Below are 26,263 nucleotides of genomic sequence, written 5' to 3' on the forward strand. Positions count from 1 at the left end.
ATTCAGGTTATACTAATGCCAGAGGTGATGTTCTGTGCATAATGAAGAGTTCACAGTAACAAATGAGTATTGGCAAGCAATTATTCATAATGACTCCACATATGATGACAAATTCTTTTACGCTGTAAAATCAACCGGTATTTTTTGCCGACCATCATGTAAATCGAGAATACCGAATAAAAACAATGTACGTATTTTTCTTAAGGCAGAGCAAGCATTACATGAAAATTTTCGTCCGTGTAAACGTTGTAAACCAAACGGGCTAACTTTACCTAATGAAGAATGGGTAGAGCAAATTAAAGAATATATCCAAAAACATTATTGTGACGTGCTACCCTCGACTTACTCGCAGAAATATGCCATGGTAGCCCTTATCATCTACAACGCACTTTCAAGAAAATTGTAGGGATTAGTCCAATAGAATATATACAGCAATTCAGAATTAAAAAAGCGACAGAATACCTTTCACATACAAATCAATCCATTATGGAAATTAGTACTGATGTTGGGATAGAAAATCCGGATTATTTCGCGACTTTATTTAAAAAGAAGACAGGATTTACCCCTACTGAATATCGAAAAAAGAACGGAATAAAAGAGGTATGAAATAATGAAACCATATGAAAATAAAACTATATATTGGACATTGCTTATTCATAAACATTGGCGTATGCATACTGCAGCTACTTCAAATGGATTATGCTTCATCGGATCGCAAAATGAAACTTTTGAAGAACTAAATACGTGGGCTAGCAAAAAACTGCCACAACATACATTCATCCAAAATCCAGATTATCTGCAAACATATACAAAAGAACTTATCGAGTATTTGGAAACCAAACTAGAAACCTTTACAATTCCTATCGATGTTTACGGAACTGCATTTCAATTAGCTGTTTGGAATACGGTACGTGAAATTCCTTATGGGGAGACACATTCTTATTCAGAGATTGCGGAAAGAATTCAAAAACCTAACGCTGTACGTGCAGTTGGGACTGCCGTTGGGGCAAATCCTCTGCTTATCACTATTCCTTGTCACCGCGTTATTGGGAAAAATGGTAAACTTACCGGTTTTAGAGGTGGTTTAGAAATGAAAAAAGAATTGCTCAAATTAGAAGCGCTTCGGGAGGAGTAAATATGACAGAGGATTGTAATGAAATATTGTCTTTAGTCGTTCCAAAAGAATTTAGTTTTCAAGAAAACTTACGCTATCTATCGCGTTCTAAAAATGAATGTATGTTTCATATTGAAAATAATAAAATCTATAAAGTCATTCCTGTTCAAAACATAAATCCATTAGTTGAAATTGGTTTTAATGCCGATAGTAATATTCAAATACGTTTTTTAGGAGAATCATATGTCTCTGAAAAATGGGCACACGATGCCGTATCTAACTATGTAAAAGAGTGGTTTGATTTAACTACTGATTTAGCTCCCTTCTATAAATTAGCTAAACACGACCCACTCCTTCAAAAACCCATTAAAGAATTTTACGGTCTTCGTACTTTGGGAATTCCGGATTTATTTGAAGCACTATGCTGGGGGATTCTAGGTCAACAAATCAACCTCACATATGCCTATACTCTAAAAAGAAGATTAGTCGAAAATTTTGGCGATTATGTAGATTGGAACGGTAGAAAACATTGGATATTCCCATCACCTGAAGTAATAGCAAATTTAGATGTAGAAGATCTCGCAACATTAAAAATGACTACAAGAAAGTGCGAATACTTAATTGATGTCGCGCAGCTCATTACAGAAGGTAAATTATCAAAAGAATCTCTATTACAAATACAAGATGTGAAGCAAGCTGAAAAACAATTAACTAGCATTCGCGGTATAGGGCCATGGACAGCTCACTATGTTTTGATGCGTTGTTTACGATTCCCTTCAGCTTTTCCAATTGATGATGTTGGTTTGCATAATGCAATTAAATTTATAGCAGGTGCCGAAAAGAAACCGACTAAAAATGAAATAAAAGAATTTGCATCAAATTGGACAAATTGGGAGTCTTACGCGACTTTTTATTTGTGGCGGGTGCTATATTAAAATTTCCTAATAAAAAATAGATAGGGAAACCTATCTATTTTTTCACATGTAAAAACTTCACACATACTGGCTCTGGAACATTTACGTCCGTCTGTACAAGCGTTAGCTCCCCTGTCATTTCATCCCTAGCAAATAAAGTCAAAGTATTAGATCTTTCATTCGCTGCAATTAAAAATTTTTCATCCGGATCTAAAGAAAAATCACGTGGCCAATCACCTTCTGTCGATACTGTTTCAATAAAAGCGAGCTCTCCATTGTGCTCATTCACTCGGAAAACCGCGATACTATTATGTCCCCTATTTGCTGCGTAAACAAACTTGCCATCAGAAGAAATGTGAATTGCACTTCCGTAACTATCTTTTCTAAAATCTTCAGGTAATGTAGAAATGTATTGTTTTTCTTTAAAACTGCCACTCTTTGCATCATATTGAAGTACAATAATCTCTGAACTTAATTCTGTCATAACATATGCATACTGCGCACTTGGATGAAATATAAGATGCCTTGGACCACTACCATGTTTTACAGATAACCGTGTAACTTCTATTAGTTCTCCATCACTTTCTTTATATGTAATCACCTTGTCTATTCCTAAATCAACTGCTACTACATATTTTTCATCAGGAGTAAAATCTATATAATGAGCATGTGCCTTTTCTTGCCTTTCCTTATTTGGTCCTGACCCTTTATGTTCTACAATTACCGTAGCAGCATTTAAACTTCCATTATCCTTTTTCACTAAATAGGACTCTACTGTTCCTTTATGATAATTAGCTGCTACTACTATACTATTCTCCCGATTCACACTTACATAGCACGGCGATGCCCCTTCTAAAACTTGCATGCTAATCGAATTTAGATTACCGGATTTATTATGAATAGAAAAACTAGCAATTCCACCTAACCCATTATCTTTCGCAACAGAATAAAGGTACTCGTTGTTATGACTAATCGTTACATATGTCGGACTTCCTATATGAGCTGCTAATTCAATCCCTTTAAGTTCTCCGATGTTCGTATCAAGTATAAATTTATAAATCCCCTTACTCTCTGCTTTGGTATATGTCCCTATATAACCATGAAACTGATTTTCACTCATAACATTTCCCCCTTTTACAAACGTCTTGTAACAAGTTTCACTTTGTATTTTTTACTATAGAAAAGAACCAAGTAGCACTTCATTACTACTTGGTTCTCTTTTTAAGCTTGTTCTTCAAATCGTCTTGCGATTTCTACAATTACTTGAACAGCTTTTTCCATAGTATCTACCGAAACATACTCAAATTTACCGTGATAGTTTTCACCACCAGTGAAAATATTTGGCGTTGGTAATCCCATATATGATAATTGCGATCCATCTGTTCCACCGCGAATTGGATGAATATTCGGTTCAATATTTAAACTTTTCATTGCCTCATACGCAATATCAACAATTTCTCTCACCGGTTCAATTTTTTCAAGCATATTATAATACTGATCATTCATCTCTAAAACGATTGCATCTTCGCCGTACTTCTCTTGCATGTTTTTCACAATATCTTTAATGTTATTTTTACGCGCTTCAAAATGATTACGATCAAAATCTCGAATAATATAGTAAGCTTTACTTTGCTCGACATCACCATTTAAAGAGAGTAAATGATAAAACCCTTCATATCCCTCTGTATATTCTGGCGCCTCTTCTACTGGCAACTGTCTATCGAATTCCATAGCGAGTTTACTTGCGTTACGCATTTTGTTTTTCGCTGTTCCAGGATGTGTATTTGTCCCTCTAAAAGTTAATTTGGCACTTGCAGCGTTAAAACTCTCATATTCTAAACCACCTAATGGACCTCCGTCCATTGTATAAGCAAACGATGCACCAAACGCTTCTACATCAAAATGTGATGGTCCACGGCCAATTTCTTCATCCGGTGTAAATGCTACTCTTATTTTTCCATGCTTAATTTGCGGATTATGTATTAAATAATTCATTGCGACCATGATTTCTGTAAGACCAGCTTTATCATCTGCTCCAAGAAGTGTTGTACCATCAGTTGTAATAATTGTATGTCCTTTATATGATGGTAATTCCGGGAACTGTTCAGGTGTTAACACAACATTTAATTCTTCATTTAACGTAATCGCATTACCATCAAAATTTTCATGAATTTGTGGTTTTACGTTTTTCCCTGTAAAATCTGTTGCTGTGTCTAAATGAGCTAAAAAGCCGATTACAGGAACATCCTTATCTGTATTAGCAGGCAGTGTTGCCATTACGTAACCATTTTCATCCATCGTCACTTCTGGTAACCCAATCTCTTTCAACTCTTCCACTAATAACTTACCAAACTCAATTTGCCCTGGTGTTGTAGGCACTGTATGACTTTCTTCATTTGATTGTGTATCAATCTTTACATATCTCGTAAATCTTTCAATAAGTTCTTGTTTCAAATTCGTTCACTCCTTTTATAGTTCTCTCTCTATTATAATCCTTATAACGAAATATTTTAACTTTTTTGACTGTGGAAATATATATCCATTTACATTTTTAATAAATCATAAAAAGACATAATATTTGTACATTGAAATTCAAACATGTAATATACATCATTATATATTGGGAGGTTTTAAAGATGAGGCTAACTCTCTTTCGCTATTTTCTTTTTTTCCTAGGATTAATTTTTTTTGGACTTGGAAATGCTCTCGCAGTCAAAGTTAAATTCCTCGGTTTACATCCTTGGGAAGTTTTAAATATGGCTCTCTACCAACGGTTTGGGTGGACAATTGGTACTTGGAGTGTCATATGTGGATTATGTCTCGTTCTTATCTCTTTACTAGTAGATCGAAAATATATAAACGTGGGCACATTTTTAAATGCACTACTTATCGGTCCTATTATGGACTTTTTCTTACAATCAAAAATCCTTCCAAACGCTAGTGATTATTTATGGATAAACTTACTCATTTTATTTTTTGGTATTGCAATTACAGGAATTGGGGGCGGCATGTACGTCGCGGCTGGCATTGGTGCTGGACCCCGCGATGGATTCATGCTTACCATTTCTGACAAAACTGGGTTATCTATTAGCCGTGCTCGAATCATTGTAGAATGCTTTGTACTAGTCATTGGATTCATGCTAGGAGGTCCTGTTTTTATCGTAACTTTTCTATACACTTTAATTCAAAGTCCAATATTCCAGCATTCATTTAAGGTATTTCAAAAACTCTTACATACTTTAAATAACAAAAACAAAGAACGTATTAGTGAAAATATTTAAAACTCAACTTAATGCAAAAGAGTGTGTTTTAAAAGTAATTTTTAAAACACACTCCATATACCCCATTTCATTCTTCTCTCCATAATCTCTCTACATTCATTAATTGCTCTTCTTTAAATTCTAGCTTATATATATCCGGTTTGGATGTATTCATTAAAAATTCAAGTCCATATTGATTATCAAAATAGTTCATCATTAGTGTCATTACAAGCCCATGTGTACCAATTACAATTTTATGTCCTTGAAAATTCATTAATATTTCTTTTAACACTCTCACTACTCTTCGCTGACAATCCGCATATGACTCTCCATCTGTCAGTGCATATTCTGGATTAAAAAACATCTCCTTTACAAGTGGGTACACTTCCTTATCCGATATAATTTTATTTTCATTTGAAAACTTACACTCTTTAAGATCTTCATATACTAACATTTCTTTTTCATGGAGATTCGCTGACTCTTCTATCGTTAACATAGCCCTCTTATACGGACTTGAAATGAAAGTATTAATTCCCTCTGTTTCTAATATCTCAGTTATTCTTTGAGCATCTAAAATTCCCTTCTCAGTTAATCCACGTGTTCTTTCATTTCCTTCTAATTTTGGCGATTCACCATGCCTAACCATATAGATATATGTATTCATAATTCCTCCCTTTTCTATATCCCTCTTTAAAGACATGACTATCAACCCATAAGAATATACGTTCTTATTTCATATCTTTCCAGAACAAATTATCAAATGTTAATCTTCAGATAAATTCACAAAAAAGCTTCACCTTGATTTTATCCCATTCAAGGAAGCTTATATATATTTTCTTTTACACTATCAAAACTCGAAACGTCTTTCTCCTCTAGTTTCGCCACACCTCATTCTTCTATTTTCATCAATACAATTCTCCAACCATCCGGATCTTCTATCGTTATCCCCTTTTCTTTCCAATACGGATTTTCTGGTTCTACTTCACCATACCCCATTGTATGCAGCCTTTTACTCACTTTTTTCATTTCACTATCTTCTCGCATGTAAAATACAAGTAAGTTATCTTTTGTTGGAGCTGGACATGGGCTCCCATCTATATATCTTGTAAATTCTAAATGATATTCTTCATCTGGTAGTCCAAACATGACGCCATCGTACCCTTCATGACCGTAAAATTCACCTATACGCTTTAAACCTAATCCTTTTTCATAGAATGCTATAACCTCTTCAAACTTATCTGTTGGACGTGCTATTCGAAACTTCACCCAATTTTTCATGCTTTTCCTCCCATACTAAAAACGTAATGAATGACTATATTTTATTGTATATTCTTAAAACATTTTTGAAATCCCTCATTAGTATGAAAATAGATACATACAAAGGTGTTACTTACTAGCCTATAACAATCAAAAACTCACCTAGAAAGAAAATCCCATCATTTTATATGCAAATTTGCATCTCCACTTGCAAAGCACTAAAAAACCTTTAAAATATACTGGATGACTAAATATACAATTCCCATCTAAAATCTTGATACACTAAAAATCATTAAATATAGTGTTTTTTCATTTTCAAGAATTATTGCACTCTTGTTTTTTTCCTTATAAGCATGCTTTTTATAAGGAAATCTGATACAATCCTTAAGTAATATTATTACGTATAGATATTACGAATATAGTACATACTTAAAGAAGGTGATTTTTTTGAAATTAAATAAAAATTTACAGCTATGTATATTAATCACAACATTAATATGCTATTCAATCTATTTTATGTTTTTCTTTCTGTTCCCTACTAATTTTTCAAATTTCAATGTACGCTTCGCTTCACTCATCGTTGAAGTCATTACATTTATATCGCTAATTTACTCTATATACTCTAAAAAAGTTAGTTCAAATCCTTTTTGGATATGTATTACAATTGCAATTGGTAGTTTTTTATTAGGAAAAGTAGTATATACGTATCAAGATACCTTTTTCGAACTTCCAATACATCATTTTACTATTTCTGATGTATTTTACATGTTTTTTCTATTCTTCTGCCTTATCGCTTTTTGCTATAAGATCTTAAAAGAATGCAATAAATGGGAAAGAGCTTTCTTTATTTGTGATATATGTATAGTACTTACTTCCATATTCACATTAGAATGGTATTTATTTAATCAGCCAAATTTAAATATATTCTCACTTTCACTCGGAGATATTTTCCTTTCATTTCTATATCCAATTGCAGATCTATTATTTCTTCTACTAGGTGTTAGTCTCTTTTTCCGCCCAACAATTTTTAAGTCCAAGCGGAAAATTTATATCTTTATTTTTGTATTGATTAGTTCTGCAACTTTTAACTATATTTATTTTTACTTAAATACCCATTTATCAACTGACACTATAACATTTTTACGTCTTTTATATAGAATACCTATATTGCTTATCGCAATAGCTGGGTCTATTTCAGAAGATGATAATAGCCATAAAAATTATTTCATTGTAAACCCTATACTAGGAAAAAAAGTATTAGTCGTATTTCCCTATCTTGCTGTTGCAATACTAATCGGGTTTACATTAAAAGAACAAACATCGTCTTCAACTCTCATTACAGGAAATTGTATCGCTTTTGTTTTCGTACTTATTCGCCATTCTATTGTGCGTATGCAAAACGACACCCTAACAAAACGTTTACAAGTATTTAATGCTCAACTAGAAGAAAAAGTTACTTTAAGAACTTCTGATTTAGTCCATAAATCAGAGGCCCTATCTCAGAAACAACAAAAATTCAAATCATTATATGAATATCATCCTGATCCCATTTTTACGATTGATTTAAATGGAATATTCTTAAATGTAAATAAAGCAGGAAGCATACTACTTGGAGCACCAACGAACGAGTTACTTGGTGAGACATGTTTTTCTATTATTTTAGATGCAGATAAACATAAACTGATATCTGCATTAGAAAAAGTTAAACAACAAGAATCAGCATCCTTACAACTTAGTTCTCAATATAAAGATGGCTTTACTTATTTTTTATACGTTACCATCGTTCCTATTATGATAGATGGACAAATTTCAGGAAGCTATATTATGGTAAAGGATATTACCGCACTAAAAAAACAACAAGAAGAAATAAAATATTTAGCATTCCACGATACTGTAACGAAAATTGGGAACCGATCCTTTTTCCATAGGAAGTTAAGAAAATTTATAAAAAATGCTCAAACAACACAAAGTGAGTTTGCATTATTATATTTAGATTTAGATCGCTTTAAAGTAATTAACGATACACTTGGACATTCGTCAGGTGATTACATATTAGAAGAAGTAGCAAAACGTTTCCAATCATGTCTTCCATCACATACTCATCTGTCAAGAATCGGTGGTGATGAGTTTACAATCTTAATTGAAAACTATACTGACGAAGATTCCTTATTCGAGTTATGTAACCAATTATTTGAAAGCATGGAAAAGCCGTTTGTCATACATGAGCATAAATTAACTTTATCACTGAGTATCGGTATCTCCATTTATCCACATTCCGGAATCGATACCGCTACACTTCTGAAAAACGCTAATGTTGCAATGTATAATGCAAAGGCAAAAGAGCTTAACTCTGTCTCTATTCATGACGATGTAATCGCTAAAAAAATCGAAAGACGATTACGATTAGAAAAAGATTTACCAAACGCAATACAAAATGAAGAATTGTTCCTTTTGTATCAACCTCAAGTTGATAGTGAATCTAATAAAATTATCGGTGCAGAAGCTTTAATCAGGTGGAATCATCCTGAATTAGGTGTTATTTCTCCATACGAGTTTATTCCGATTGCAGAAGAAACACTACAAATTATTCCAATAGGAAAATGGACATTACAGCAGGCTTGTGAGCAAATGAAACGTTGGCGCGCACTCGGATATTCGCATTTAAAAATAGGGGTAAATTTATCTGCTAAAGAATTTGAACAAGAAGGCTTTGTAAAATCTATTTCTTCTACTTTAGCAACTACAGGCTTACCAGCAAGTTCCCTTGATCTAGAATTAACAGAACGAATTGCAATGATGGATGAGAGAGAAACATTGATAAAACTGCGTACACTAAAAAGTTTAGGGATTCACATTTCAATCGACGACTTTGGTACAGGCTATTCTTCCCTAGCCTACTTACCTTTATATCCAATCGATACGTTAAAAATCCCAAGAGAATTTATTACAATGTCTGAAACGTGTGAAGATGGAATGGAAATCATTAAAACAATCATCACATTAGCAAATACATTAGGAATGTCTGTCATTGCTGAAGGCGTAGAAACGAAAGAACACGTAAATTTCCTTCAAAAAAATAAATGTCAGTTTATTCAAGGTTACTATTACAGTAAACCTATTTATGCCAATGCATTTACTAAGCTGTTAGAAAACGGTATTCGTCCATAGTAAATCAAAATGCATATAACTCTATACGGAATTTAATCGTTATAGGTAATAATGAATTTGAACAACTATAGTAAAAAGGAAAGAAAATAATTTCTTTCCTTTTTTTATTATTTAACTACTTCATTTATTAAATCTATTAATTGATGAATTCCCTCCTCATTTGTTTTCTTAAATCCATTCATGTTTTGAATATATCTCTCCTTATTTACATACAACTTATTTACCACATCTGTAAATGTACTGGTGCTTATTCTATCTTGAAGTAATACTTCCGCATATCCTTGCCTAGAAAAATAGTCAGCATTTAAAACTTGATCCCCTCTACTGGAACCATTAGTTAACGGAATAAGCAACATCGGTTTCTTCAAAAATAACAATTCAGAAATAGCAGTAGAACCAGCCCTGGAAACTACAACACTTGCCATATTCAGTATATGTGGCAACTCTTCCCCTATATATTCAAATTGCATATAACCTTCCATTCCGATAGAAGGATCCACCTTCCCTTTACCACACATATGAACAATATTAAAACTTAATAATAATGTATCTAAACTTTTCCTTACCATATCATTTATCCACTTAGCACCTTGACTCCCACCCATTATTAACAATACCGGTTTATCTTGCTGAAATTCACAATACCTTCTTCCTCGTAATACGTTACCTCTCTCAATTTCTTCCCTTACAATTGGTCCTACATAAACCTTTTTCTCATTACTTACATTCTTCCCTGTATGAGGGAATGTTGTGCATAGTTTTGTAGCAAAAGGTAATGCTATTTTATTTGCAAGTCCTAACGTGCTATCTGGTTCACGTATTACGATAGGTACACTATTTAACCATGCCCCTATTACTACAGGAACTGAAACAAATCCTCCTGCCGAAAAGATAACGTCAGGCTTTATTTTCTTAATTAATTTATAACTTTGTAAGCAGCCTCTTATAATTTTAAAAGGATCTTTAAAGTTCTCCCAATCCCAATATCTCCGGAGCTTCCCCGTTGAAATACTATTGTACTTAACATTTTGAACTAATAATTTTTCAATTCCATTTTGAGATCCAATATACTCAACTCCCCATCCTTTTTCCATAAATTTAGGAATCAATACCATATTAATCATTACGTGTCCGGCTGTACCGCCCCCAGTAAAGAGAATCTTTTTATTCATAACTTATATCCACCTTTATCATTTAAAGTCTAGCTTTATAGTAATCTTTCAAATGTACATTAACTTACTATGATTTATATAAATCTTTAACTCCAGACCTATGTCTTGCAAAAGATCTTTGATGAGTTCATAAAAATCATTTCCATACTCACTACATTCATACTGAGTAAAGACTTGGATTACAGGCCTAGTTCCTGTATATATTGTTTTGGGTTTTCGATTAACCTTTTCCACATATGCTCGACATGTATTTATCGCCTCATAGATGCGCAAAACATGTTCTTCTTCATCTTTCCAATCCAGCGTATCAACAATCGAAAGCGATAGCATATTTTGATTATTTATAGTCTCATAACAATTCATATATTTCTTACATCCTTTTATATTTTTCATTAAATGCAGATGTCACTACACTTCGCATACTCAAGTACATCTTTTAATGATTGCTGAAATGGGATTTCTGGAACCCAACCTAACTTTTTTATATCCTCTAATACTAAACTTTCATTTGAGCCGCTCTCACTATTCTCTGTTTCTTTTATAGTAAAATTCAACTGTGTTAATCCTTTATATTGTTCCAATACATCTAATAAAGAGCGTTTTACTCCTGATCCAATATTATATTGTTTTCCATTTATACCATCACGTAATAACACATGATACGCTTTAACTGCATCACGTACATCTAGAAAGTCTCTACTATCTTTCAAACTGTTTACTTCAATAATCGCCTTACTTCTACCCGATTCTATATCTATCATTTTTTTTGCGAGAATTGAACAAACACCATTCGATACTCCTGGACCAATTAAATTTGAGGGCTTTGCAATGATAATATTTGAATCCATTAATCCGCCCCAAGCCTCCGCAATAATGACTTGCATAGTTTTACTTAAACTATATGGATTTGAAACTTTTATGTTTTTCATACTATCTGCTTGCAATGCAGATCCTATAACTAATGTTTTACAATGCGAGGCTTCCTGCTTAATGGCTTCTAATAAATATAAAGTCCCTATTACGTTAATCTCTATATATTCCAGAGAAGCTGTCCAAGACTCATTAACTGAGTTTCTTCCTGCTAAATGCAATACATAGTCTGGTTTTATTTGTTTAATTACCTTCATTACTTCACTCTTATTTGTTAAATCACAAGTAATACCATTTTCGATTTTTTCTCTATGTGAACGATTTTGAAACATAGGAATTACATGAAAGCCCTGCTCTAAAAAATATTGGCAAGCATGACGTCCTGTGAAGCCATTTGCACCAGTTATTAAAAGGCTCGCATTTCTTTTCATCGTAAAAACCCTCCTTTTTCTAACATTTGTTTCACCTCATGTTTTGTAAGTAAGTCTTGTTGAGAACTAAAACTCTTCACATCCACAAGCGGATAACTAGCATAATATTCTTGAAGTCCTTCTATAGGAATAGTCGGTAGTACCACAAAATAATTTTGATCAAAACTAATACTTGTTTTACTCTCTACCTCAGATAAAAGCATTTCACTTAATTTTTCACCAGGTCTTATCCCTACCTCTTTTATCTTCACGTTTTCTTTTTTTGAATCTTCAATCAATATTCTTGCTAAATCCGTTATTTTACATGCTGGCATTTTCATAACAAAAATTTCTCCTCCTCTTCCTTCAGATGCTGCTTTAAATAACAATCCAACAGCATCTTCAATGGTTAAGAAAAATCTAGTCATATTTGCATCGGTAATCCCTACTTTTGAAGATTGCTTAATTTGCTTTTTAAAAAGCGGTACCACACTTCCACTCGTTCCTAAAACATTTCCGCCACGAACACAAATGAATTTTGTTTTCTTCGTTTGCACATTCGCATGAACCATTAATTTTTCACCAATTGCTTTTGTCATCCCATACGTATTTGATGGATCCGCCGCTTTATCAGTTGAAACATATATAACTTTCTCAACTTGATTCTGGATAGATGCTTCAATTACATTTTGCGTACCATGTATATTTGTTTTTATAGCTTCATAAGGATAATATTCACATACTGGAACATGCTTTAAAGCTGCAAGATGAAATACATAATGTACACCTTGGCAAGCATATACTAGTTGCTCTTTATCACGAATATCTCCAATAATAAATTTCAATCTCTCTTCATTTATAAACTGTTGCTGCATTTCAAACTGAACCGTTTCATTCCTTGAAAAAACTCTAATTTCTTTCGGTGATTTTTCTAATAGTTGTTTTATAAGTTCGTGTCCCCACGAACCTGTACCACCAGTAATTAAAATTATTTTATTAAGCATTCCTTTTCCTCCTACCATACATTTCAATTCAAATTGTATTTATTAAGGTTATTGAATTATTTTCAATTGATTCAAATCATAATCGTCGTTTGTTACATTTAATTGACAAAATAAAAAAACAGAAACTATTTTTTAATAGTTTCTGTTTTTCATTTCACTTCTTAGCAATTAGATTTTCTTTATACTGTTTGAATGATAACTATATTACTGGTTTAAAAAACACCGCTCATTTATTTCTTATACTCGTAATAAAATAAAGTGAAACTTTAATTAGTGGGGATTTTGTCCATCCCCCACTGATTATTAGTTGAATCAATCGGGCTTTTACGAGCAGCCCCACCCTCACCTAACTTCTTTGCTTTAGCCGACTTTTGAGATGGGAGTCTTACTGCTCGTTAATAGCGGGATAAATGGAATGATTCATAACCAATACCACATTTAAACTCATAGAAAAGGGAGGTAATGGAATGTACCAAAGCAATTCAAACAATACGTCTAAAGAATTCTCAAAAGCACTCCCTCTCTCCCTATTCGACGTGAAAAACGAGTTACAACAAAAAAGCGATCTCATCTCTTCTGTTACCATATATAAATTAACGAAAGAAGAGCAACTTATCATCGATAAAATTAAAGCTCAGACAAAAGAACTAAATAAAAATAACGTCACAAGAACACGTGCATACTACCAATTTTACATTCAATATCCAGAAATACATTGGGCACTACTTGGGCATATCGTATCACGTAACGGTGGCTGGAATATGACAGATTTAAAGGGAGATTTATATACGAGGCTTTTATCCGAGAAAGATCAAATTACATTTTTCTCTTTTTTAGAAAGAGGAAATTGGCTCATTTTCCAAGATGTATATCCTCAATTTTTACTATATGAGCAAAGTGTAAAAAAATCAAAAAAGCTATTTCATCTTCTCACTCACTTAAATGTTTCTACATTTATGGAAACAATGTGGAACGATTTTTGGAAAACAGGTAACAAAAAAACATTAGCGATCGCAACTATTATTAATGAACAAAACTACTTAGAAAAAAGAGTTATTCAAAATGCACACTTTAAAAAGACTGTATTAAATAGTATTGGATTTAAACTCTTTGATTTTTTTCAGTTTAATCATATCCTTTTCCCATTTTACGAAAATGATAAAAAGCAAAAAGTATTACTATTTGGTGATACAATGAAACATTTCACTTCTTTGCATGAACGAATTTCACTTGGAAAACGGTTGTATTCATTGTTATTTCGGGATACACATATTTTATCTCAAATAATAAACTGGGTCGATCACCATCCACATACAGGCTCAAGAAAAGATTACTGGCCTCATTTATTTTCTAGTGTAAATGAATCTTTTTCGCGTGAGTTTTATAAACGCCGAATAAAGAAATGCCAGTTACGTAGTGACGCGTATCGTATATACAGCCCTGCACTCATCTATGCATGGCGGGATATGAAACATGAAGAAGTTGAAAATGAAGATTGGTTTAACGATTGGCAAGTTGTAAATTATTTAGTTGATAAGGAGGAAAATATAAATGGAAAAATTACAGAAGACTACTGCAAAACACTCGAAAAAATTGAACTCGCAATTCTCGCGAAGAAAAATGTCCTCCTTCGAGAAGAAGAATGATTTTTTACCATTATTAGTTACAGTCTTACTTTCTTCTATTATTGGAACTTGCTTAGATGCTTTATTTGTGCATACACAAATATATTCCTTTCCAGTTAGACCTTTCTCATCTATATTTTCAGTTAACATAGGCTTTACGTTGTTCGTGCTACCAATTTTAACAATCATTTTCATACAAATTTCAAAAACATTATCTGCAGTTTCTAGAACTCTATTTATTATTTTAATAGGGCTTTGTGCTAGTATTTTTGAACAAGTTGCTGAGAGGTTAGGTTTATTTGTACATAACGGGAATTGGCATCATGCTTATTCTTTATTTGGATATATCATTTTCTTTTCTCTTATTTGGAAATTATATACTTGGATGCAAAAATAAAGAGACCGTTATAATAACGGTCTCTCCTTAAGCATAATCTTCAGTTACTGCTACTGAACGACTTTGAAGGCTTTTTGATCGCAAACGATATGCAACTACTTTTTTCTTATATTGCTTTACTACATCAACGTGTTCCTCGTAGCTATATATAGAAAATCTAATCTCTCTTTTTCCATTCTTCGTCTCCATGACTATCGGTGTACCACTCCCTTGCGGCGGAAAATAATGTTTATCTAAAAATAAAGCCTCGTTAAATTCATGAATAACTTGAAGTTTCATTTCTCCTTCTATACTTTCCCCATCTACCGTTACAGTAGTATTTTCCTCATCAAGTTTTTGGTGTAACTCAAATCTACTAATAATTGATTCTACAACAGAAGTTGGCATACTAGAAACTAGTACTTTAAGAGCACCAAAAATAAATAATGTAACTATAAACCATGTTGTCATTTTAATCATCTCCATTACGCTCTAAAATGAGTAGTGTTATACTCCTTATTACGATTCATTAATTTTCAAAATAAAAATTTCACTCCATAAGGTACTAATATACTAATAAGTATCCCTGTTACAATCATCGTTACCGAACCGATAGTTGCCTCTTTCTCTCCTTCTTTCACTAGACGGCTCACACCAATAATATGTGATGCGCAGCCCATCCCCACTCCTTTTCCAATCGTACTTGTTATACGGAAAAACTTAAGTACTGTCGGTCCGATAATAGCACCTGTTATTCCTGCAACAACTACAAAACTAGAAGTCATAGATGGAATGCCACCAATTTGATCCGCTAATGAAATGGCAATAGGCATTGTCGCTAATTGTGGTAAAGTTGTTAATATAAGTTCCTTATCTATATTTAAAATTCCACCAATCACTATATTCATACTCGTTAAAGCCACTATACCTATCACTACGCCGATTAGTATCGCTAAAAAGTTTTTCATAAGTATCTTTCGCTCTTTAAATAGAGGTATGGCTAACGCTACAATTGCAGGACTCAAAAAACCTGAAAGAATGTCTCCCCCATTTTTCCTATACTCATGATGAGAAATACCAAATATCAAAAATAAGCAAATCATAATTGCTGTAACTGTTAATACCGGTAACGTAAATGGAAACGTAAATTTTTTATATAACTTTGTCGCCAATAAATAAATTACTACAGTAATAATAATTAAGACCATTTGAATCGTGCACCTTGTCGATTTTATTTTTTTGATGTTACTAATAATTGACTTACATACCCTGAAACAATCAATGTTACTACCGTACTTGCAATTACTAAAAGGAATATAACACTCCCCTTACTTAAAAGAAAAGATCCATATTCCATTAATCCTGTTGTCGAAGGAATTAGAAATAACGGTAAAAATACTATTAACTTTTCTGCCCCTACCTCAAACCACTTTAATGGAAAAATACGAGTAGAAAGGAGTAGAAACAATATTAACATCCCTATTAAACTTCCTGGCATCGACAGATGGAATACTCCTTGAATCCACGTACCAGCTAAGCTAAACACATATAGCACGCCTACTTGAAGTAAAAGCGTCACGTACTTCATTTCTTTCCCTCATTTCCATATTACGCTTCACTATTATGAAATCTCATTTAATGTTTCCGCAAACCTTGTAACTCCAAGCTGAATTTGTTCTACATTCGCTCTGCCAAAAGTAAATCGGATATATTCACTTTTCGAACCTAGGACGCTTCCTGGGACAAATGCTACACCATTTTGTATAGATTCACCTAGTAAATGATATTCATCAAAAGTTCCTTGCACTTTGCACCATAAATGTATTCCGCCCTCAGGAACAAAAAATTCAATCTGGTCCCCTAATATTTCTTCAAGCTTTCTAATTAACTCATCTCTTCTTTGTTTCAGTTGTCCACGAAGCATCGTAATATGCGTATGAAAATCCTCAGATTCTAAAAATTGGTTCGCTACCCACTGTGTAAATACACTATGACCGAAATCAACTTGCTGCTTCGCATCTGCCAATCTCTCAATTACGCGCGTGGGGCCAATTACCCAACCAATACGTAATCCTGATGCAACAATTTTTGATAATGAGCTCACATAAAGAACATTCCCATTTTGATCCATCGATTTCAATGTTGGATTCACTTCTCCATTAAAAGAAGTCAAACTATACGGATCATCTTCTACAATCGGTATACCAAATTCAGAAGATAGTTCTAAAACCTTTTTACGTCTTGCCAATGAAAGTACCGTTCCAGTTGGATTTTGATAATCCGGATTTAAAAACACCATACGAATGCGATGCTTTTTGTGCAAATCGATTAAGTCATCTGGATTCATACCATGCTGATCAACTGGTAAACGGAATATTTTTAAACCTGCTGATTTAAACATCGGAAGTGAATAACAATAGGAGGGATCCTCAATTGCAATCGCATCTCCAGGCTTTAACAAACATTGAACGATAAGATTAAGTGCTTGCTGAGCTCCAGATGTAATAAGAATAGAGCTTGAATCTGCTTCTATTTGTTTATATTGCTCGACATGTGCCGCAATGGTTTTTCGCAACATTTCATTTCCAAGCGGATGGTCATAACCGAGATTTCCCATAAATGTTTTCTCCGACAAAATTGTTCGAAATCTATCACTCGGAATTAAATCTGATGACAATTCACCACTCGCTAAATTGATTAAATCATCTTTTTGTGTTTCCGTTCGAATTTGTTGAACAAGTGGTACATTAGGTAAGAACGATCCATCCTCAACGTACCTACCCCAGTTCGGTATTCGTTTATGTGACACACCCCATATATCTGTATTCACCCGAGTGCCGCTTCCTTTTTTCCGTTCTACTACCCCAAGTGATTTCAATTCCTCATAAGCAGCTATGACCGTACTCCGGTTCACTTGTAAATTCTGTGCTAACATACGCTCGGAAGGTAATTTTCTATCAGAAGGGAATTCACCGGTAGAAATGCCTCTTTCAATGTAATCAGCAATTTGTTTATAAACTGGTATCTTATCTTCACGATTCGGTTGCCATTCCATTTAGTTCCCTCCTCTCCAAGCTGGTGTCCTGAACTCATTAATAACAGTATTCACTGCAAAAATGGTATTAATCAAGCGCATGATTTAAAAATGCCTCTACCGTCACATTAAAGCTAGTAGGCTGTTCTAAATAAGGCAAGTGCCCACTATTTTTCAACTCAACGAAAGTCACGTTTCTCAGGTGTTTTTCAAATTCTCTCCCATACTTTTCCGGAACAAAATAATCATTCTCTCCTCGTATTATTAATGCAGGACATGCAATGTTAGAGAGGTATGGTCTTTGATCGTAATCAACTAATTCAGCGAATAGCCTTTGAATATGCGTCGGATGAATCGTTTGTAGGGATTGATGAAATCCTCGGACAATTGCATCATTATCTTCTACTCCCATTGCTCTCAATAACGTATCAGCCCAAGTTTTCCCTTTATCCTGCAAGCTAAGTAAATCATATACTTCAAGTCGTTCTTTACGATCTGCCGGTTCTAAATAGGGAAATGCATTTACAACAATTAAGCTAGAAACAAAACGTGGATATTGAATAGCAAAATCGATACCCACTCTAGCTCCTTTTGAAAGACCACAAATTGTTACTGATTTTAGCTTTAAATGATTACATAACTCATATAAAACATTTGAATATTCTTTAAAACTAATTTCCATCCCTTCGGATTTCCCATGCCCAGGTAAATCGAGTGAGATTACGGTCCATGTCTTCTTGAAGTATTTTCTTTGATATAACCAATTATTCGAATTTTCTCCAAGACCGTGTAAAAACAATATGACAGGACCCGATCCTTCTATATTGTAAAAAATCTTTCGATTCTTATATTCAAAATACATATTCATCACCTTCAGATGTAGCATCACATATTTTTATCTTTGAATGAATATATCCAAAACGGTTCTCTTTCTAACCACTCAACTGTGCCTGAAATACCGTCTTCATACTCTCTTTCCAGCTCATCCACTTTAGTTGTAAATTGTGATGCATGTGCTCGTAATGCTTCCAATTTTTTCGGAACATATTTTTTCACTTCATTTTTAAAATCTGGAGGTCCTATTTCGTCTTCATGATTTTTCGAAAAAGCTACAGCATAAAAGGCTGGTCGTTTACTTTCCGAAATATTAGCTAAGACCTCTACTACTGCTTCCCCTGTTGCATCGTGATCCGGATGAACTGCATACCCAGGATAGAAAGAAATAACTACAGAAGGATTCAATTCTTCAATACAGTTTTGAATCAAGCTTCTTAATTTTCCAGGCTCTTCAAATTCAAGAGTTTTATCACGATATCCCATCATACGTAAATCTTCAATCCCTAAAATATTTGTAGCTCGCTTTAACTCTTTCTCTCTAATTGTATATAAAGATTCACGAGTTGCAAAAGGTGGCTTCCCCATCGCTCTCCCCATTTCACCAAGTGTTAAGCAAACATAGGTAAGAGGGACTTTCTGCTCCGTATAAGCCAAAATTGTGCCAGCCACACAATACGACTCATCATCTGGATGCGGGAAAACAACTAAAACATGGCGCTCATTTTTCATCAATGCATTAACTCCTTCATCATATACACACTCTATAAAATAACGACCGCATACCAAGTAACTCCCACAAGAAGCCCTAAAAGAAGAATGATATAGATAGCAGATAAGTTTTTTACATTCCTCTTTGTAGACTTACCGTAATTCTCTTCTACATTTCGTGCCACTAGTACGGTCCCAAATAGTGATACAACTACAATAATAACAACTAGTGAAATCGCAAAACTCATTGTCTTCCACCTCTCTAAGGCCAGTCTATTTTAAAGCATGAATAAAATACTACCTTTCTTCTCTTATCATAATAGAAGTTTGTAAAAAACGGACCAACCACTTTTGTGTTTTTTTGCTCATCCACTTTAAAAATAAAAAGCAACTGCTCACTTAGGACCAGTTGCTTTTTTACAAGGCTACTTATACTTATATTCATTTTCAATTAAAATTAATTCGATTTAAAAGTTTGGTCTTTTCATAATGAAACATTGATTGAGATAGCTCGAAAATTGTTCCATTTACAAGATAAACTGTATTTTCAATAAGAAGCGCTGGATCACCTTCATTTAGTTCTAAAAGCTTTGCATTTTCTTTATTTATTTTTTCACAACTAATAACTTTATCGGCAAAGCCAATATTTAATCGTAAATCCTCAATGAAATAACTGTATACAGAACTTAATGCTATTTCTTCATTCAAATAAGGAATGATATCTTTTTTGAAATAACTTACTTCAATAGAGAATGGTTTCCCATCTACAATTCTTACGCGCTTCAAGAAATATAACCTAGTTCCAATCTCGCATTGCATCCGTTCTACTATCTCTTCATTTGCCTCTATTACTTCAATCTCTAGCACTTTCGTTTCAATATTTTGTGAAACGAGATTTTTCGTTAATCCGCGTAAACTTCCTAAATTAATGTAATCTGTTACAGAAGTTTCACGTAAAAACATACCACTACCTTGCACTTGAAAAATATAACCTCTATTCACAAGCTGACTAATTACTTTACGTATCGTATTACGGCTTACTTCAAATCGATTCATCAACGCTTCTTCTGTAGGTAATTTTTTCGTTTCATTAAAAAGCCCATCTCGAATGTTTTGCTCTAACACATCTGCAATTTGTTTATACTTTGCACTCATACACTTTCTCCTAAAATACTCTTTTATCTGTTATAACTCTTCTCCTCTCGTTTCGATCACATGTTTATACCAATGAAACGAAAGTTTCTTCTTACGTTTTAAGTTATCATTATGATCGACAAAAATAAAGCCATATTGCTTTTTATATCCATTTAACCAACTTAACAAATCAATAACTGACCATGCATAATAACCTTTTAAATTAATTCCCTCTTGAATTGCACGCTTCATTACTTTTAAATGCTCTTCAATAAATTTAATTCGCGGAACATCTACAATTTCTCCGTCAATGATTGGATCTTCATCACCAAGTCCATTTTCCGTTACATACATCTTTATGTCACCGTAACGCGCTTTCAACATATGCAATCCATCTAAGAAACCTTCGGGAGATATTTCCCAACCCCATTTGGTATATGTTTTATCATCCATTTTTACTGTTCGATAAAAACCATCAAAAGAAGGATTACCTGGAGCAAGTGTTGAGTTTTCTCGAGAATGCTCCTCGCTCTTTATATCCATATCATATCTTTCTACTCGTATTGGCTGATAATAATTCAAGCCAATAAAATCATTTTTTTCGGCATTTTGTTTAATGATTTCTAATTCTTCAACCGTCCAATTAGGAGTCCACCCATTTTCCTTTAATTGTTGTACAACATAAGACGGATACTCACCTTTTAAAACTGGATCGTAGTACCAATACGTTTCATATTCATTCGCATGATTTGCTGCTAGTATATTTTCTTTTTGATCATCCACACTATAAGCAGGTAAGAAAACATGTGTAATCCCTATCTCCCCATACTGTTTCAGCTGCTTGTACACCGCAACTGTTTTCGCATGCGCATAAAATACATAATGAGTCGCTTGAAAATACTTTGGAACATCATTTTGTATTCCTGGTGGATGTGCACCTTTTAAATAGCCTAATCCACAAAACATTACTGTTTCATTAAAAGTAATCCAATGTTTCACTCTATCACCAAATGCCTTAAAGCAAATTTCTGCATACTTTACAAAAGCCTCTGCTGTTCGTTTATTCGTCCACCCACCATCTTTTTCTAACGGTAATGGTAGATCCCAATGATATAAAGTGGCAAACGGTACAATCCCGTACTTTAAACATTCATCAATTAAATTGTTATAAAATTCAATTCCTTTTTCATTTACCTCTCCATCTCCAGTCGGCAATATTCTCGCCCAAGAAATCGAAAAACGATACGATTCCAATCCCATCTCAGCCATTAAACGAACATCTTCCTTATATCGATGATAATGATCAACCGCTACATCACCATTTGTTCCATCGTATGTTTTGCCAGGAATTTTTGAAAACTCATCCCAATTCGTAACACCTTTTCCATCCTCATTCCATGCACCTTCTACTTGATAAGAAGCTGAAGCAGCTCCGAATAAAAAATCATGTGGAAACTTCATAGTATATACCTCCGTTTCATTAGAATAAATCAAATTCATTATTACATATAAATTTTATAGGTACAAATTTAAAAATTTATTATATAATAAGTTTCTGCTTTTCACTATAATTAAACATAGCATTCACACCATTTATAAAAAAAAGAACCTATGAAGGTCCTTTTTCAAATTGTGCAACGCAGCACTATATTAAGTATCTTAAAATTTATACTAATGATAAATGTTAACAGACTTATTCTTCAATAATGAATTGTGAAATTAGCATTTCTAAATTTTCGACTTTCTTTTTCATTTCATTAGATTTCGTCGTTATTTCTTGAATCAATGTGGCTTGTGCTTGAATTGATTGTACCGTTCGATTCGTTTCTTGTGCGACTTGTGTTGCAGTTTCAGAAACTATTGATAAAGAGGCATTCACTTCTTCTGTCCCAGCAGACACTTCTTGAATTTGGGACGTTATTCTATTAATATCTTGCTTAATAGATGAAAATGCGAGTTCTGCCTTATGTGCTGCTTCTTTACCACCACTAGCCTGTTGTTGACCTTTTTTCATTACATGAACTGTATCCTGTGTATCTTGATGTATAAAACGTAATAAGTTGTTTATATCATTTACAGATGTTTTAGATTTCTCAGCCAGACCTCTTACTTCAGCTGCAACTACTGCAAATCCTTTTCCATTTTCTCCGGCGCGTGCTGCCTCAATTGCTGCATTTAAGGCAAGTAAATTCGTTTGTTCCGCAATATTAGTAATAATATCTAATACTTCTTCAATTTGTTGTGTACGCGTAACAAGTCTATCAATGACCTTAGAAGTTTCTTCGACAACTTCATTCACACTATTCATTTGACGAATAGATTGTTTTATAACTTCACTACCAGAATTTGCTTGGTCTATTGTTGCAACAGCAACTTCCGCAACCATCGCTGAAGATTCAGCTACTGTTTGAACTCCAGTTGCAATCTCTTCCATCGAAGTTGAACTTTCTTGAATACTAGTCACTTGTCCCTCTATTTCTTTATTTACTTCAGAAGTAGTTCGAACAACCTCGTTTGATATATGTGCTGCCGTTTTTGTCTCTTGTAACATATTTTCAGTTGAAATAATCACTTCTTTCGCTGTAACCTTCACCTGACCGACTAATTGTTGCAAGTTATCTAACATACTATTAAAGGATTGTACAATACGACCTAATTCGTTCTCTGATTTATAAGAAGTTCGAATTGTTAAATCTCCAGCAGATACTCGTTCCATATCTTTTTGTAATAATACAATTGGTTTTTTTATAACATTTTTTATTATAAAACCAATAAAAATGATTATTATGATTCCAACAAATGAAATAATTACAAATGTTATTATTGTATTTTTCACACTATTAACATTCTCTTTTTGTAGTTGTTCAGCCGCGGTATTATTATATAAAATAAGTTCACGAATAGACTGAATTGTTTTTCTCATATTAGGTTCAATTTCTTTTAAATAATAGCTATACGCTTCTTCATTATTAGTCAGTCCCAAATCTTGTGCTTTCTTCATTTGTATTCTTAACTCTTTGAATTGACTTTGAAATGCATTATACAAGTCCTTTTCTTTATGAGAACTAATTCTAGTTTCAAATTGTTTTAATAACTCATCACTTTCTTTCCTAGTCTTATCTATTTCTGATATTAGTTCTTTCATTCTTTTTTCATCTTTCGATATCATAATCTCCATAAAATTCATATTAGCATGGTAAAAATTTGATTCTACACTTCCTATCCATTGAATTGGTAATAGCCTTTCGTCATACATACTAGAAGATGTATTTTCACCTTTTTGAAGCCCTAAAAACCCCAGTGAAGATAACATGATACAAGCCAAACTCGATATAATGACTAACACATTTAATTTCGTTCCAATTTTACTATTTTTAATAAAAGACAACAAATCCACTTCATCTGTATATTATGTTTATATTACAATAATTATCGACATTTATCGACATTTTTTTCAAATCAATCTTATAAATACATTAAATTATTATATTAACTATATAAATCTCTTCAAAGAACTTTGATTCTCATAGTATCAAATACTAAAAAGTCTTATAGGAATTCCACAAGACTTTTAATAGAGTTACATTGTTTTCTGTGAAATTATGGTAAAAATTAAAGTGACTTATTAGTTCTTATAACTTCTTGATAGAGAATCGGTAACCACGTCTTCGCTAAATAAGATTTGAAATCATTAACAGACCTCTTCACTTAAAAGGTCTGTTTTTTATATGTAAGATTTTATTAATCATATGACATAGTGATCATTTAAAACTATTTCTTCTTTCAAATAAAAACATTTGTATTTACTCCACCACTCGGAGAAATTAGAAAAGTATCAAGTTCAAAAACTCCCTCTTTATTAATAAAAGCTATTTCTTAACTTCATAAAAGTGTTATACACTAAGAAAATAAAAAACAAACTATTCGTTAGCAGGTGAAAGAATATGTATGATGTTACAATTATCGGAGCTGGAGTGAGTAGCATTTTTATGGCTTATTCACTAGCTAAAAGTAATAAAAAGGTTTTAATTCTTGATAAAGGTAAAGCGCTAGAAGATCGCCATTGTCCTTTAGACCAAGGAAAAGTGTGTAATTGTACTACATGTGATAAATATTTCGGGTTTGGTGGTTTAGGAAAATCTGAAGGGAAATTTAATTATACAAACGGATTTGGCGGAGAACTTGAGCAAAAAGTCGGTAAAGAAGGCTTTTTACAACTTATGGCTGAAGTAGATGAGATTCTATGTCAGTTCGGAGGAAATTCTGTTTCAAAATATTCTACAGAAAATCCAACTCTTAATAAGAGAGCTGAAACGTGTGGTTTACAAATGCTCACAACAGAAGTAAGGCATCTTGGCACTACACTTTCAAGTAATATTTTTCAGCAGCTCTACGAATTTTTACTTACGAAAATAAATATCCGATTCCATATAGATGTAGAGCATATCATGAAACAGAAAAATCATTTTAAAATAGATACAAATCAAGGAATAGTTCAATCTAAGCAAATCGTATTTGCAACAGGACGTTCCGGGGCGGATTGGTTAAAAGAAATGTGCACTTCTCTAAATATTTCTCAAGAGCAAACTCGTGTAGATTTAGGTATTAGAGTAGAGATGAAAGAACAGCAATTACGTTCTATATTAAAAAATACATTTGAGACGAAACTTTCTTATGAGCATGAACTTTTCACGGCTACTACTTACTGTATGAATCCAAAAGGACGCATTATTCGAAAGTACGAAGACGGCTTGATTATGCCTGACGGTCAAAATTTTCGAGAGCAAGGAACTGGCACTTCTAACTTAAATTTCACTTTATTTATCCCGCGCTATTTTCCAACTCTCAAAGAAGCAAATGTATACGCAAGTTCAATTATTAAAAGCATTAACCAAGGACGAGATCGGATTGTTATACAGCGTTTAGAGGACTTAATAAAGAAACAACCTACAGCCGAGAACAACATGAAACATAATCGTATACAGCCTACACTACACGGAGATTATGGAGATTTGAATGAAGAAATTCCTCAATTATATATTGAAGGACTCAAAAAATTTTTATTACGTTTAGAACAATTTATCCAAGAACCTATCGATAAAGATACTTTATTATATGGAATTGATGGAAAGTTCTATGCTCCTACAATAAAAATCAATAACCATTTTGAAACAAGTATGAATGGGCTATTTTTAATTGGAGATTGTTCAGGCGTCACTCATTCATTATCTCAAGCAGCTGCAAGTGGTCTGTATGTTGGAAAATATTTATCAGGTATTTAAACTTTTTAATTAAGATGCCAGTCAAATGTTTTAAGTTTCACCAACACTTTACTTATCTAATAATAGCTTTAACGAAATTATTATCCCTCCCCCGCTGA

The 26,263-nt window shown here is 33.2% G+C and carries 25 protein-coding genes and 1 pseudogene; 8 read left to right on the forward strand and 18 right to left on the reverse strand.

Annotated elements, in window-relative coordinates; genetic code table 11:
• Window positions 1-34 precede the first annotated feature (34 nt).
• From CQ058_RS24330 to CQ058_RS24340, 3 genes and pseudogenes are all read left to right on the forward strand, one after another.
• Window positions 35-606 (forward strand): annotated as a pseudogene (locus tag CQ058_RS24330) (bifunctional transcriptional activator/DNA repair enzyme AdaA).
• A gap of 4 nt (window positions 607-610) precedes the next feature.
• Window positions 611-1,135, forward strand: coding sequence for a methylated-DNA--[protein]-cysteine S-methyltransferase (locus CQ058_RS24335; RefSeq protein ID WP_002190454.1), 525 nt, complete (start codon window positions 611-613; stop codon window positions 1,133-1,135).
• Window positions 1,136-1,137: 2 nt separating this feature from the next.
• On the forward strand, window positions 1,138-2,049 hold the full coding sequence (locus CQ058_RS24340; protein ID WP_002190455.1) for a DNA-3-methyladenine glycosylase 2: 912 nt from the start codon (window positions 1,138-1,140) through the stop codon (window positions 2,047-2,049).
• A gap of 34 nt (window positions 2,050-2,083) precedes the next feature.
• Here the strand turns inward: CQ058_RS24340 and CQ058_RS24345 are convergent, their stop codons facing one another.
• Both CQ058_RS24345 and pepT read right to left on the reverse strand, forming a co-directional pair.
• A complete protein-coding gene (locus CQ058_RS24345) occupies window positions 2,084-3,148 on the reverse strand; it encodes a lactonase family protein (RefSeq protein WP_002142814.1) in 1,065 nt (354 codons plus the stop codon).
• Between the two features lie 101 nt (window positions 3,149-3,249).
• Entirely contained in the window at window positions 3,250-4,482 is a 1,233-nt protein-coding gene (gene pepT, locus CQ058_RS24350; RefSeq protein ID WP_002190456.1) for a peptidase T, read from the reverse strand.
• Between the two features lie 182 nt (window positions 4,483-4,664).
• On the opposite strand from pepT, the gene CQ058_RS24355 reads away from it, so the two are divergent.
• Complete coding sequence (locus CQ058_RS24355; protein ID WP_105590019.1) at window positions 4,665-5,309, forward strand: YczE/YyaS/YitT family protein; 645 nt, start codon at window positions 4,665-4,667, stop codon at window positions 5,307-5,309.
• 67 nt (window positions 5,310-5,376) lie between these two features.
• Here CQ058_RS24355 and CQ058_RS24360 read toward each other — a convergent pair whose 3' ends face one another.
• Complete coding sequence (locus tag CQ058_RS24360) at window positions 5,377-5,952, reverse strand: histidine phosphatase family protein (protein WP_002142816.1); 576 nt, start codon at window positions 5,950-5,952, stop codon at window positions 5,377-5,379.
• Between the two features lie 224 nt (window positions 5,953-6,176).
• On the reverse strand, window positions 6,177-6,566 hold the full coding sequence (locus tag CQ058_RS24365) for a VOC family protein (RefSeq protein ID WP_002014647.1): 390 nt from the start codon (window positions 6,564-6,566) through the stop codon (window positions 6,177-6,179).
• A gap of 426 nt (window positions 6,567-6,992) precedes the next feature.
• Between CQ058_RS24365 and CQ058_RS24370 the strand changes: the two genes are divergently transcribed.
• Window positions 6,993-9,713: a putative bifunctional diguanylate cyclase/phosphodiesterase gene (locus CQ058_RS24370; protein ID WP_142396404.1), complete on the forward strand. Its 2,721-nt coding sequence runs from the start codon at window positions 6,993-6,995 to the stop codon at window positions 9,711-9,713.
• A gap of 107 nt (window positions 9,714-9,820) precedes the next feature.
• Here the strand turns inward: CQ058_RS24370 and CQ058_RS24375 are convergent, their stop codons facing one another.
• Genes CQ058_RS24375 through CQ058_RS24390 form a run of 4 tightly spaced genes read right to left on the reverse strand, consistent with a single transcriptional unit; the run spans window position 9,821 to window position 13,169 of the window.
• Complete coding sequence (locus tag CQ058_RS24375) at window positions 9,821-10,885, reverse strand: undecaprenyldiphospho-muramoylpentapeptide beta-N-acetylglucosaminyltransferase (RefSeq protein ID WP_002190459.1); 1,065 nt, start codon at window positions 10,883-10,885, stop codon at window positions 9,821-9,823.
• Window positions 10,886-10,933: 48 nt separating this feature from the next.
• Complete coding sequence (locus CQ058_RS24380) at window positions 10,934-11,278, reverse strand: DUF6572 domain-containing protein (RefSeq protein WP_170972799.1); 345 nt, start codon at window positions 11,276-11,278, stop codon at window positions 10,934-10,936.
• Window positions 11,278-12,186, reverse strand: coding sequence for an SDR family oxidoreductase (locus CQ058_RS24385; protein ID WP_002128673.1), 909 nt, complete (start codon window positions 12,184-12,186; stop codon window positions 11,278-11,280). The genes CQ058_RS24380 and CQ058_RS24385 overlap by 1 nt, the downstream gene beginning before the upstream one ends.
• A complete protein-coding gene (locus CQ058_RS24390) occupies window positions 12,183-13,169 on the reverse strand; it encodes a UDP-N-acetylglucosamine 4,6-dehydratase family protein (RefSeq protein WP_002142824.1) in 987 nt (328 codons plus the stop codon). The genes CQ058_RS24385 and CQ058_RS24390 overlap by 4 nt, the downstream gene beginning before the upstream one ends.
• A 467-nt stretch (window positions 13,170-13,636) precedes the next feature.
• Here CQ058_RS24390 and CQ058_RS24395 point away from each other — a divergent pair, with 467 nt between their 5' ends.
• Together CQ058_RS24395 and CQ058_RS24400 are read left to right on the forward strand one after the other, a co-directional pair.
• On the forward strand, window positions 13,637-14,815 hold the full coding sequence (locus tag CQ058_RS24395) for a DUF2515 domain-containing protein (RefSeq protein ID WP_002192709.1): 1,179 nt from the start codon (window positions 13,637-13,639) through the stop codon (window positions 14,813-14,815).
• The gene (locus tag CQ058_RS24400; protein ID WP_002190462.1) at window positions 14,790-15,191 is read left to right on the forward strand and encodes a CBO0543 family protein; all 402 of its coding nucleotides are present in this window, start codon (window positions 14,790-14,792) and stop codon (window positions 15,189-15,191) included. Before CQ058_RS24395 ends, CQ058_RS24400 begins: the two co-directional genes overlap by 26 nt.
• 27 nt (window positions 15,192-15,218) lie before the next feature.
• Here CQ058_RS24400 and CQ058_RS24405 read toward each other — a convergent pair whose 3' ends face one another.
• From CQ058_RS24405 to CQ058_RS24455, 10 genes are all read right to left on the reverse strand, one after another.
• Window positions 15,219-15,641, reverse strand: a complete 423-nt coding sequence (locus CQ058_RS24405; protein ID WP_002190463.1) for a YfmQ family protein — start codon at window positions 15,639-15,641, stop codon at window positions 15,219-15,221.
• A 65-nt stretch (window positions 15,642-15,706) separates the two neighbouring features.
• Window positions 15,707-16,378, reverse strand: a complete 672-nt coding sequence (locus CQ058_RS24410) for an LrgB family protein (RefSeq protein ID WP_002190465.1) — start codon at window positions 16,376-16,378, stop codon at window positions 15,707-15,709.
• A 23-nt stretch (window positions 16,379-16,401) separates the two neighbouring features.
• Window positions 16,402-16,758: a CidA/LrgA family holin-like protein gene (locus CQ058_RS24415; RefSeq protein WP_002190466.1), complete on the reverse strand. Its 357-nt coding sequence runs from the start codon at window positions 16,756-16,758 to the stop codon at window positions 16,402-16,404.
• A gap of 33 nt (window positions 16,759-16,791) precedes the next feature.
• Entirely contained in the window at window positions 16,792-18,225 is a 1,434-nt protein-coding gene (gene pdxR, locus CQ058_RS24420) for a MocR-like pyridoxine biosynthesis transcription factor PdxR (RefSeq protein WP_002190467.1), read from the reverse strand.
• 67 nt (window positions 18,226-18,292) lie between these two features.
• Window positions 18,293-19,090: an alpha/beta fold hydrolase gene (locus tag CQ058_RS24425; RefSeq protein WP_105590021.1), complete on the reverse strand. Its 798-nt coding sequence runs from the start codon at window positions 19,088-19,090 to the stop codon at window positions 18,293-18,295.
• Window positions 19,090-19,770, reverse strand: coding sequence for a bacillithiol biosynthesis deacetylase BshB2 (gene bshB2, locus CQ058_RS24430; protein WP_002190469.1), 681 nt, complete (start codon window positions 19,768-19,770; stop codon window positions 19,090-19,092). The genes CQ058_RS24425 and bshB2 overlap by 1 nt, the downstream gene beginning before the upstream one ends.
• 32 nt (window positions 19,771-19,802) lie before the next feature.
• The gene (locus tag CQ058_RS24435) at window positions 19,803-19,997 is read right to left on the reverse strand and encodes a hypothetical protein (protein WP_002014626.1); all 195 of its coding nucleotides are present in this window, start codon (window positions 19,995-19,997) and stop codon (window positions 19,803-19,805) included.
• 199 nt (window positions 19,998-20,196) lie between these two features.
• Window positions 20,197-20,904, reverse strand: a complete 708-nt coding sequence (locus CQ058_RS24445) for a GntR family transcriptional regulator (RefSeq protein ID WP_002088023.1) — start codon at window positions 20,902-20,904, stop codon at window positions 20,197-20,199.
• 30 nt (window positions 20,905-20,934) lie between these two features.
• Window positions 20,935-22,344: a glycoside hydrolase family 1 protein gene (locus CQ058_RS24450; protein ID WP_002014623.1), complete on the reverse strand. Its 1,410-nt coding sequence runs from the start codon at window positions 22,342-22,344 to the stop codon at window positions 20,935-20,937.
• Between the two features lie 232 nt (window positions 22,345-22,576).
• A complete protein-coding gene (locus CQ058_RS24455; protein ID WP_033728138.1) occupies window positions 22,577-24,271 on the reverse strand; it encodes a methyl-accepting chemotaxis protein in 1,695 nt (564 codons plus the stop codon).
• A 556-nt stretch (window positions 24,272-24,827) separates the two neighbouring features.
• Here CQ058_RS24455 and CQ058_RS24460 point away from each other — a divergent pair.
• Window positions 24,828-26,165: an NAD(P)/FAD-dependent oxidoreductase gene (locus tag CQ058_RS24460; RefSeq protein WP_002033705.1), complete on the forward strand. Its 1,338-nt coding sequence runs from the start codon at window positions 24,828-24,830 to the stop codon at window positions 26,163-26,165.
• The last annotated feature ends 98 nt before the right edge of the window (window positions 26,166-26,263 follow it).

It is taken from the genome of Bacillus sp. MYb56, from assembly GCF_002976445.1.
Lineage (GTDB): Bacteria > Bacillota > Bacilli > Bacillales > Bacillaceae_G > Bacillus_A > Bacillus_A mycoides.

Coding starts and splice junctions, on each gene's coding strand:
- CQ058_RS24335 (WP_002190454.1), top strand. CDS start 611: ATGAAACCATATGAAAATAAAACTATATATTGGACATTGCTTATTCAT.
- CQ058_RS24340 (WP_002190455.1), top strand. CDS start 1,138: ATGACAGAGGATTGTAATGAAATATTGTCTTTAGTCGTTCCAAAAGAA.
- CQ058_RS24345 (WP_002142814.1), bottom strand. CDS start 3,148: ATGAGTGAAAATCAGTTTCATGGTTATATAGGGACATATACCAAAGCA.
- CQ058_RS24355 (WP_105590019.1), top strand. CDS start 4,665: ATGAGGCTAACTCTCTTTCGCTATTTTCTTTTTTTCCTAGGATTAATT.
- CQ058_RS24360 (WP_002142816.1), bottom strand. CDS start 5,952: ATGAATACATATATCTATATGGTTAGGCATGGTGAATCGCCAAAATTA.
- CQ058_RS24365 (WP_002014647.1), bottom strand. CDS start 6,566: ATGAAAAATTGGGTGAAGTTTCGAATAGCACGTCCAACAGATAAGTTT.
- CQ058_RS24375 (WP_002190459.1), bottom strand. CDS start 10,885: ATGAATAAAAAGATTCTCTTTACTGGGGGCGGTACAGCCGGACACGTA.
- CQ058_RS24380 (WP_170972799.1), bottom strand. CDS start 11,278: ATGAAAAATATAAAAGGATGTAAGAAATATATGAATTGTTATGAGACT.
- CQ058_RS24385 (WP_002128673.1), bottom strand. CDS start 12,186: ATGAAAAGAAATGCGAGCCTTTTAATAACTGGTGCAAATGGCTTCACA.
- CQ058_RS24390 (WP_002142824.1), bottom strand. CDS start 13,169: ATGCTTAATAAAATAATTTTAATTACTGGTGGTACAGGTTCGTGGGGA.
- CQ058_RS24395 (WP_002192709.1), top strand. CDS start 13,637: ATGTACCAAAGCAATTCAAACAATACGTCTAAAGAATTCTCAAAAGCA.
- CQ058_RS24400 (WP_002190462.1), top strand. CDS start 14,790: ATGTCCTCCTTCGAGAAGAAGAATGATTTTTTACCATTATTAGTTACA.
- CQ058_RS24405 (WP_002190463.1), bottom strand. CDS start 15,641: ATGACAACATGGTTTATAGTTACATTATTTATTTTTGGTGCTCTTAAA.
- CQ058_RS24410 (WP_002190465.1), bottom strand. CDS start 16,378: ATGGTCTTAATTATTATTACTGTAGTAATTTATTTATTGGCGACAAAG.
- CQ058_RS24415 (WP_002190466.1), bottom strand. CDS start 16,758: ATGAAGTACGTGACGCTTTTACTTCAAGTAGGCGTGCTATATGTGTTT.
- pdxR (WP_002190467.1), bottom strand. CDS start 18,225: ATGGAATGGCAACCGAATCGTGAAGATAAGATACCAGTTTATAAACAA.
- CQ058_RS24425 (WP_105590021.1), bottom strand. CDS start 19,090: ATGCTACATCTGAAGGTGATGAATATGTATTTTGAATATAAGAATCGA.
- bshB2 (WP_002190469.1), bottom strand. CDS start 19,770: ATGAAAAATGAGCGCCATGTTTTAGTTGTTTTCCCGCATCCAGATGAT.
- CQ058_RS24435 (WP_002014626.1), bottom strand. CDS start 19,997: ATGAGTTTTGCGATTTCACTAGTTGTTATTATTGTAGTTGTATCACTA.
- CQ058_RS24445 (WP_002088023.1), bottom strand. CDS start 20,904: ATGAGTGCAAAGTATAAACAAATTGCAGATGTGTTAGAGCAAAACATT.
- CQ058_RS24450 (WP_002014623.1), bottom strand. CDS start 22,344: ATGAAGTTTCCACATGATTTTTTATTCGGAGCTGCTTCAGCTTCTTAT.
- CQ058_RS24460 (WP_002033705.1), top strand. CDS start 24,828: ATGTATGATGTTACAATTATCGGAGCTGGAGTGAGTAGCATTTTTATG.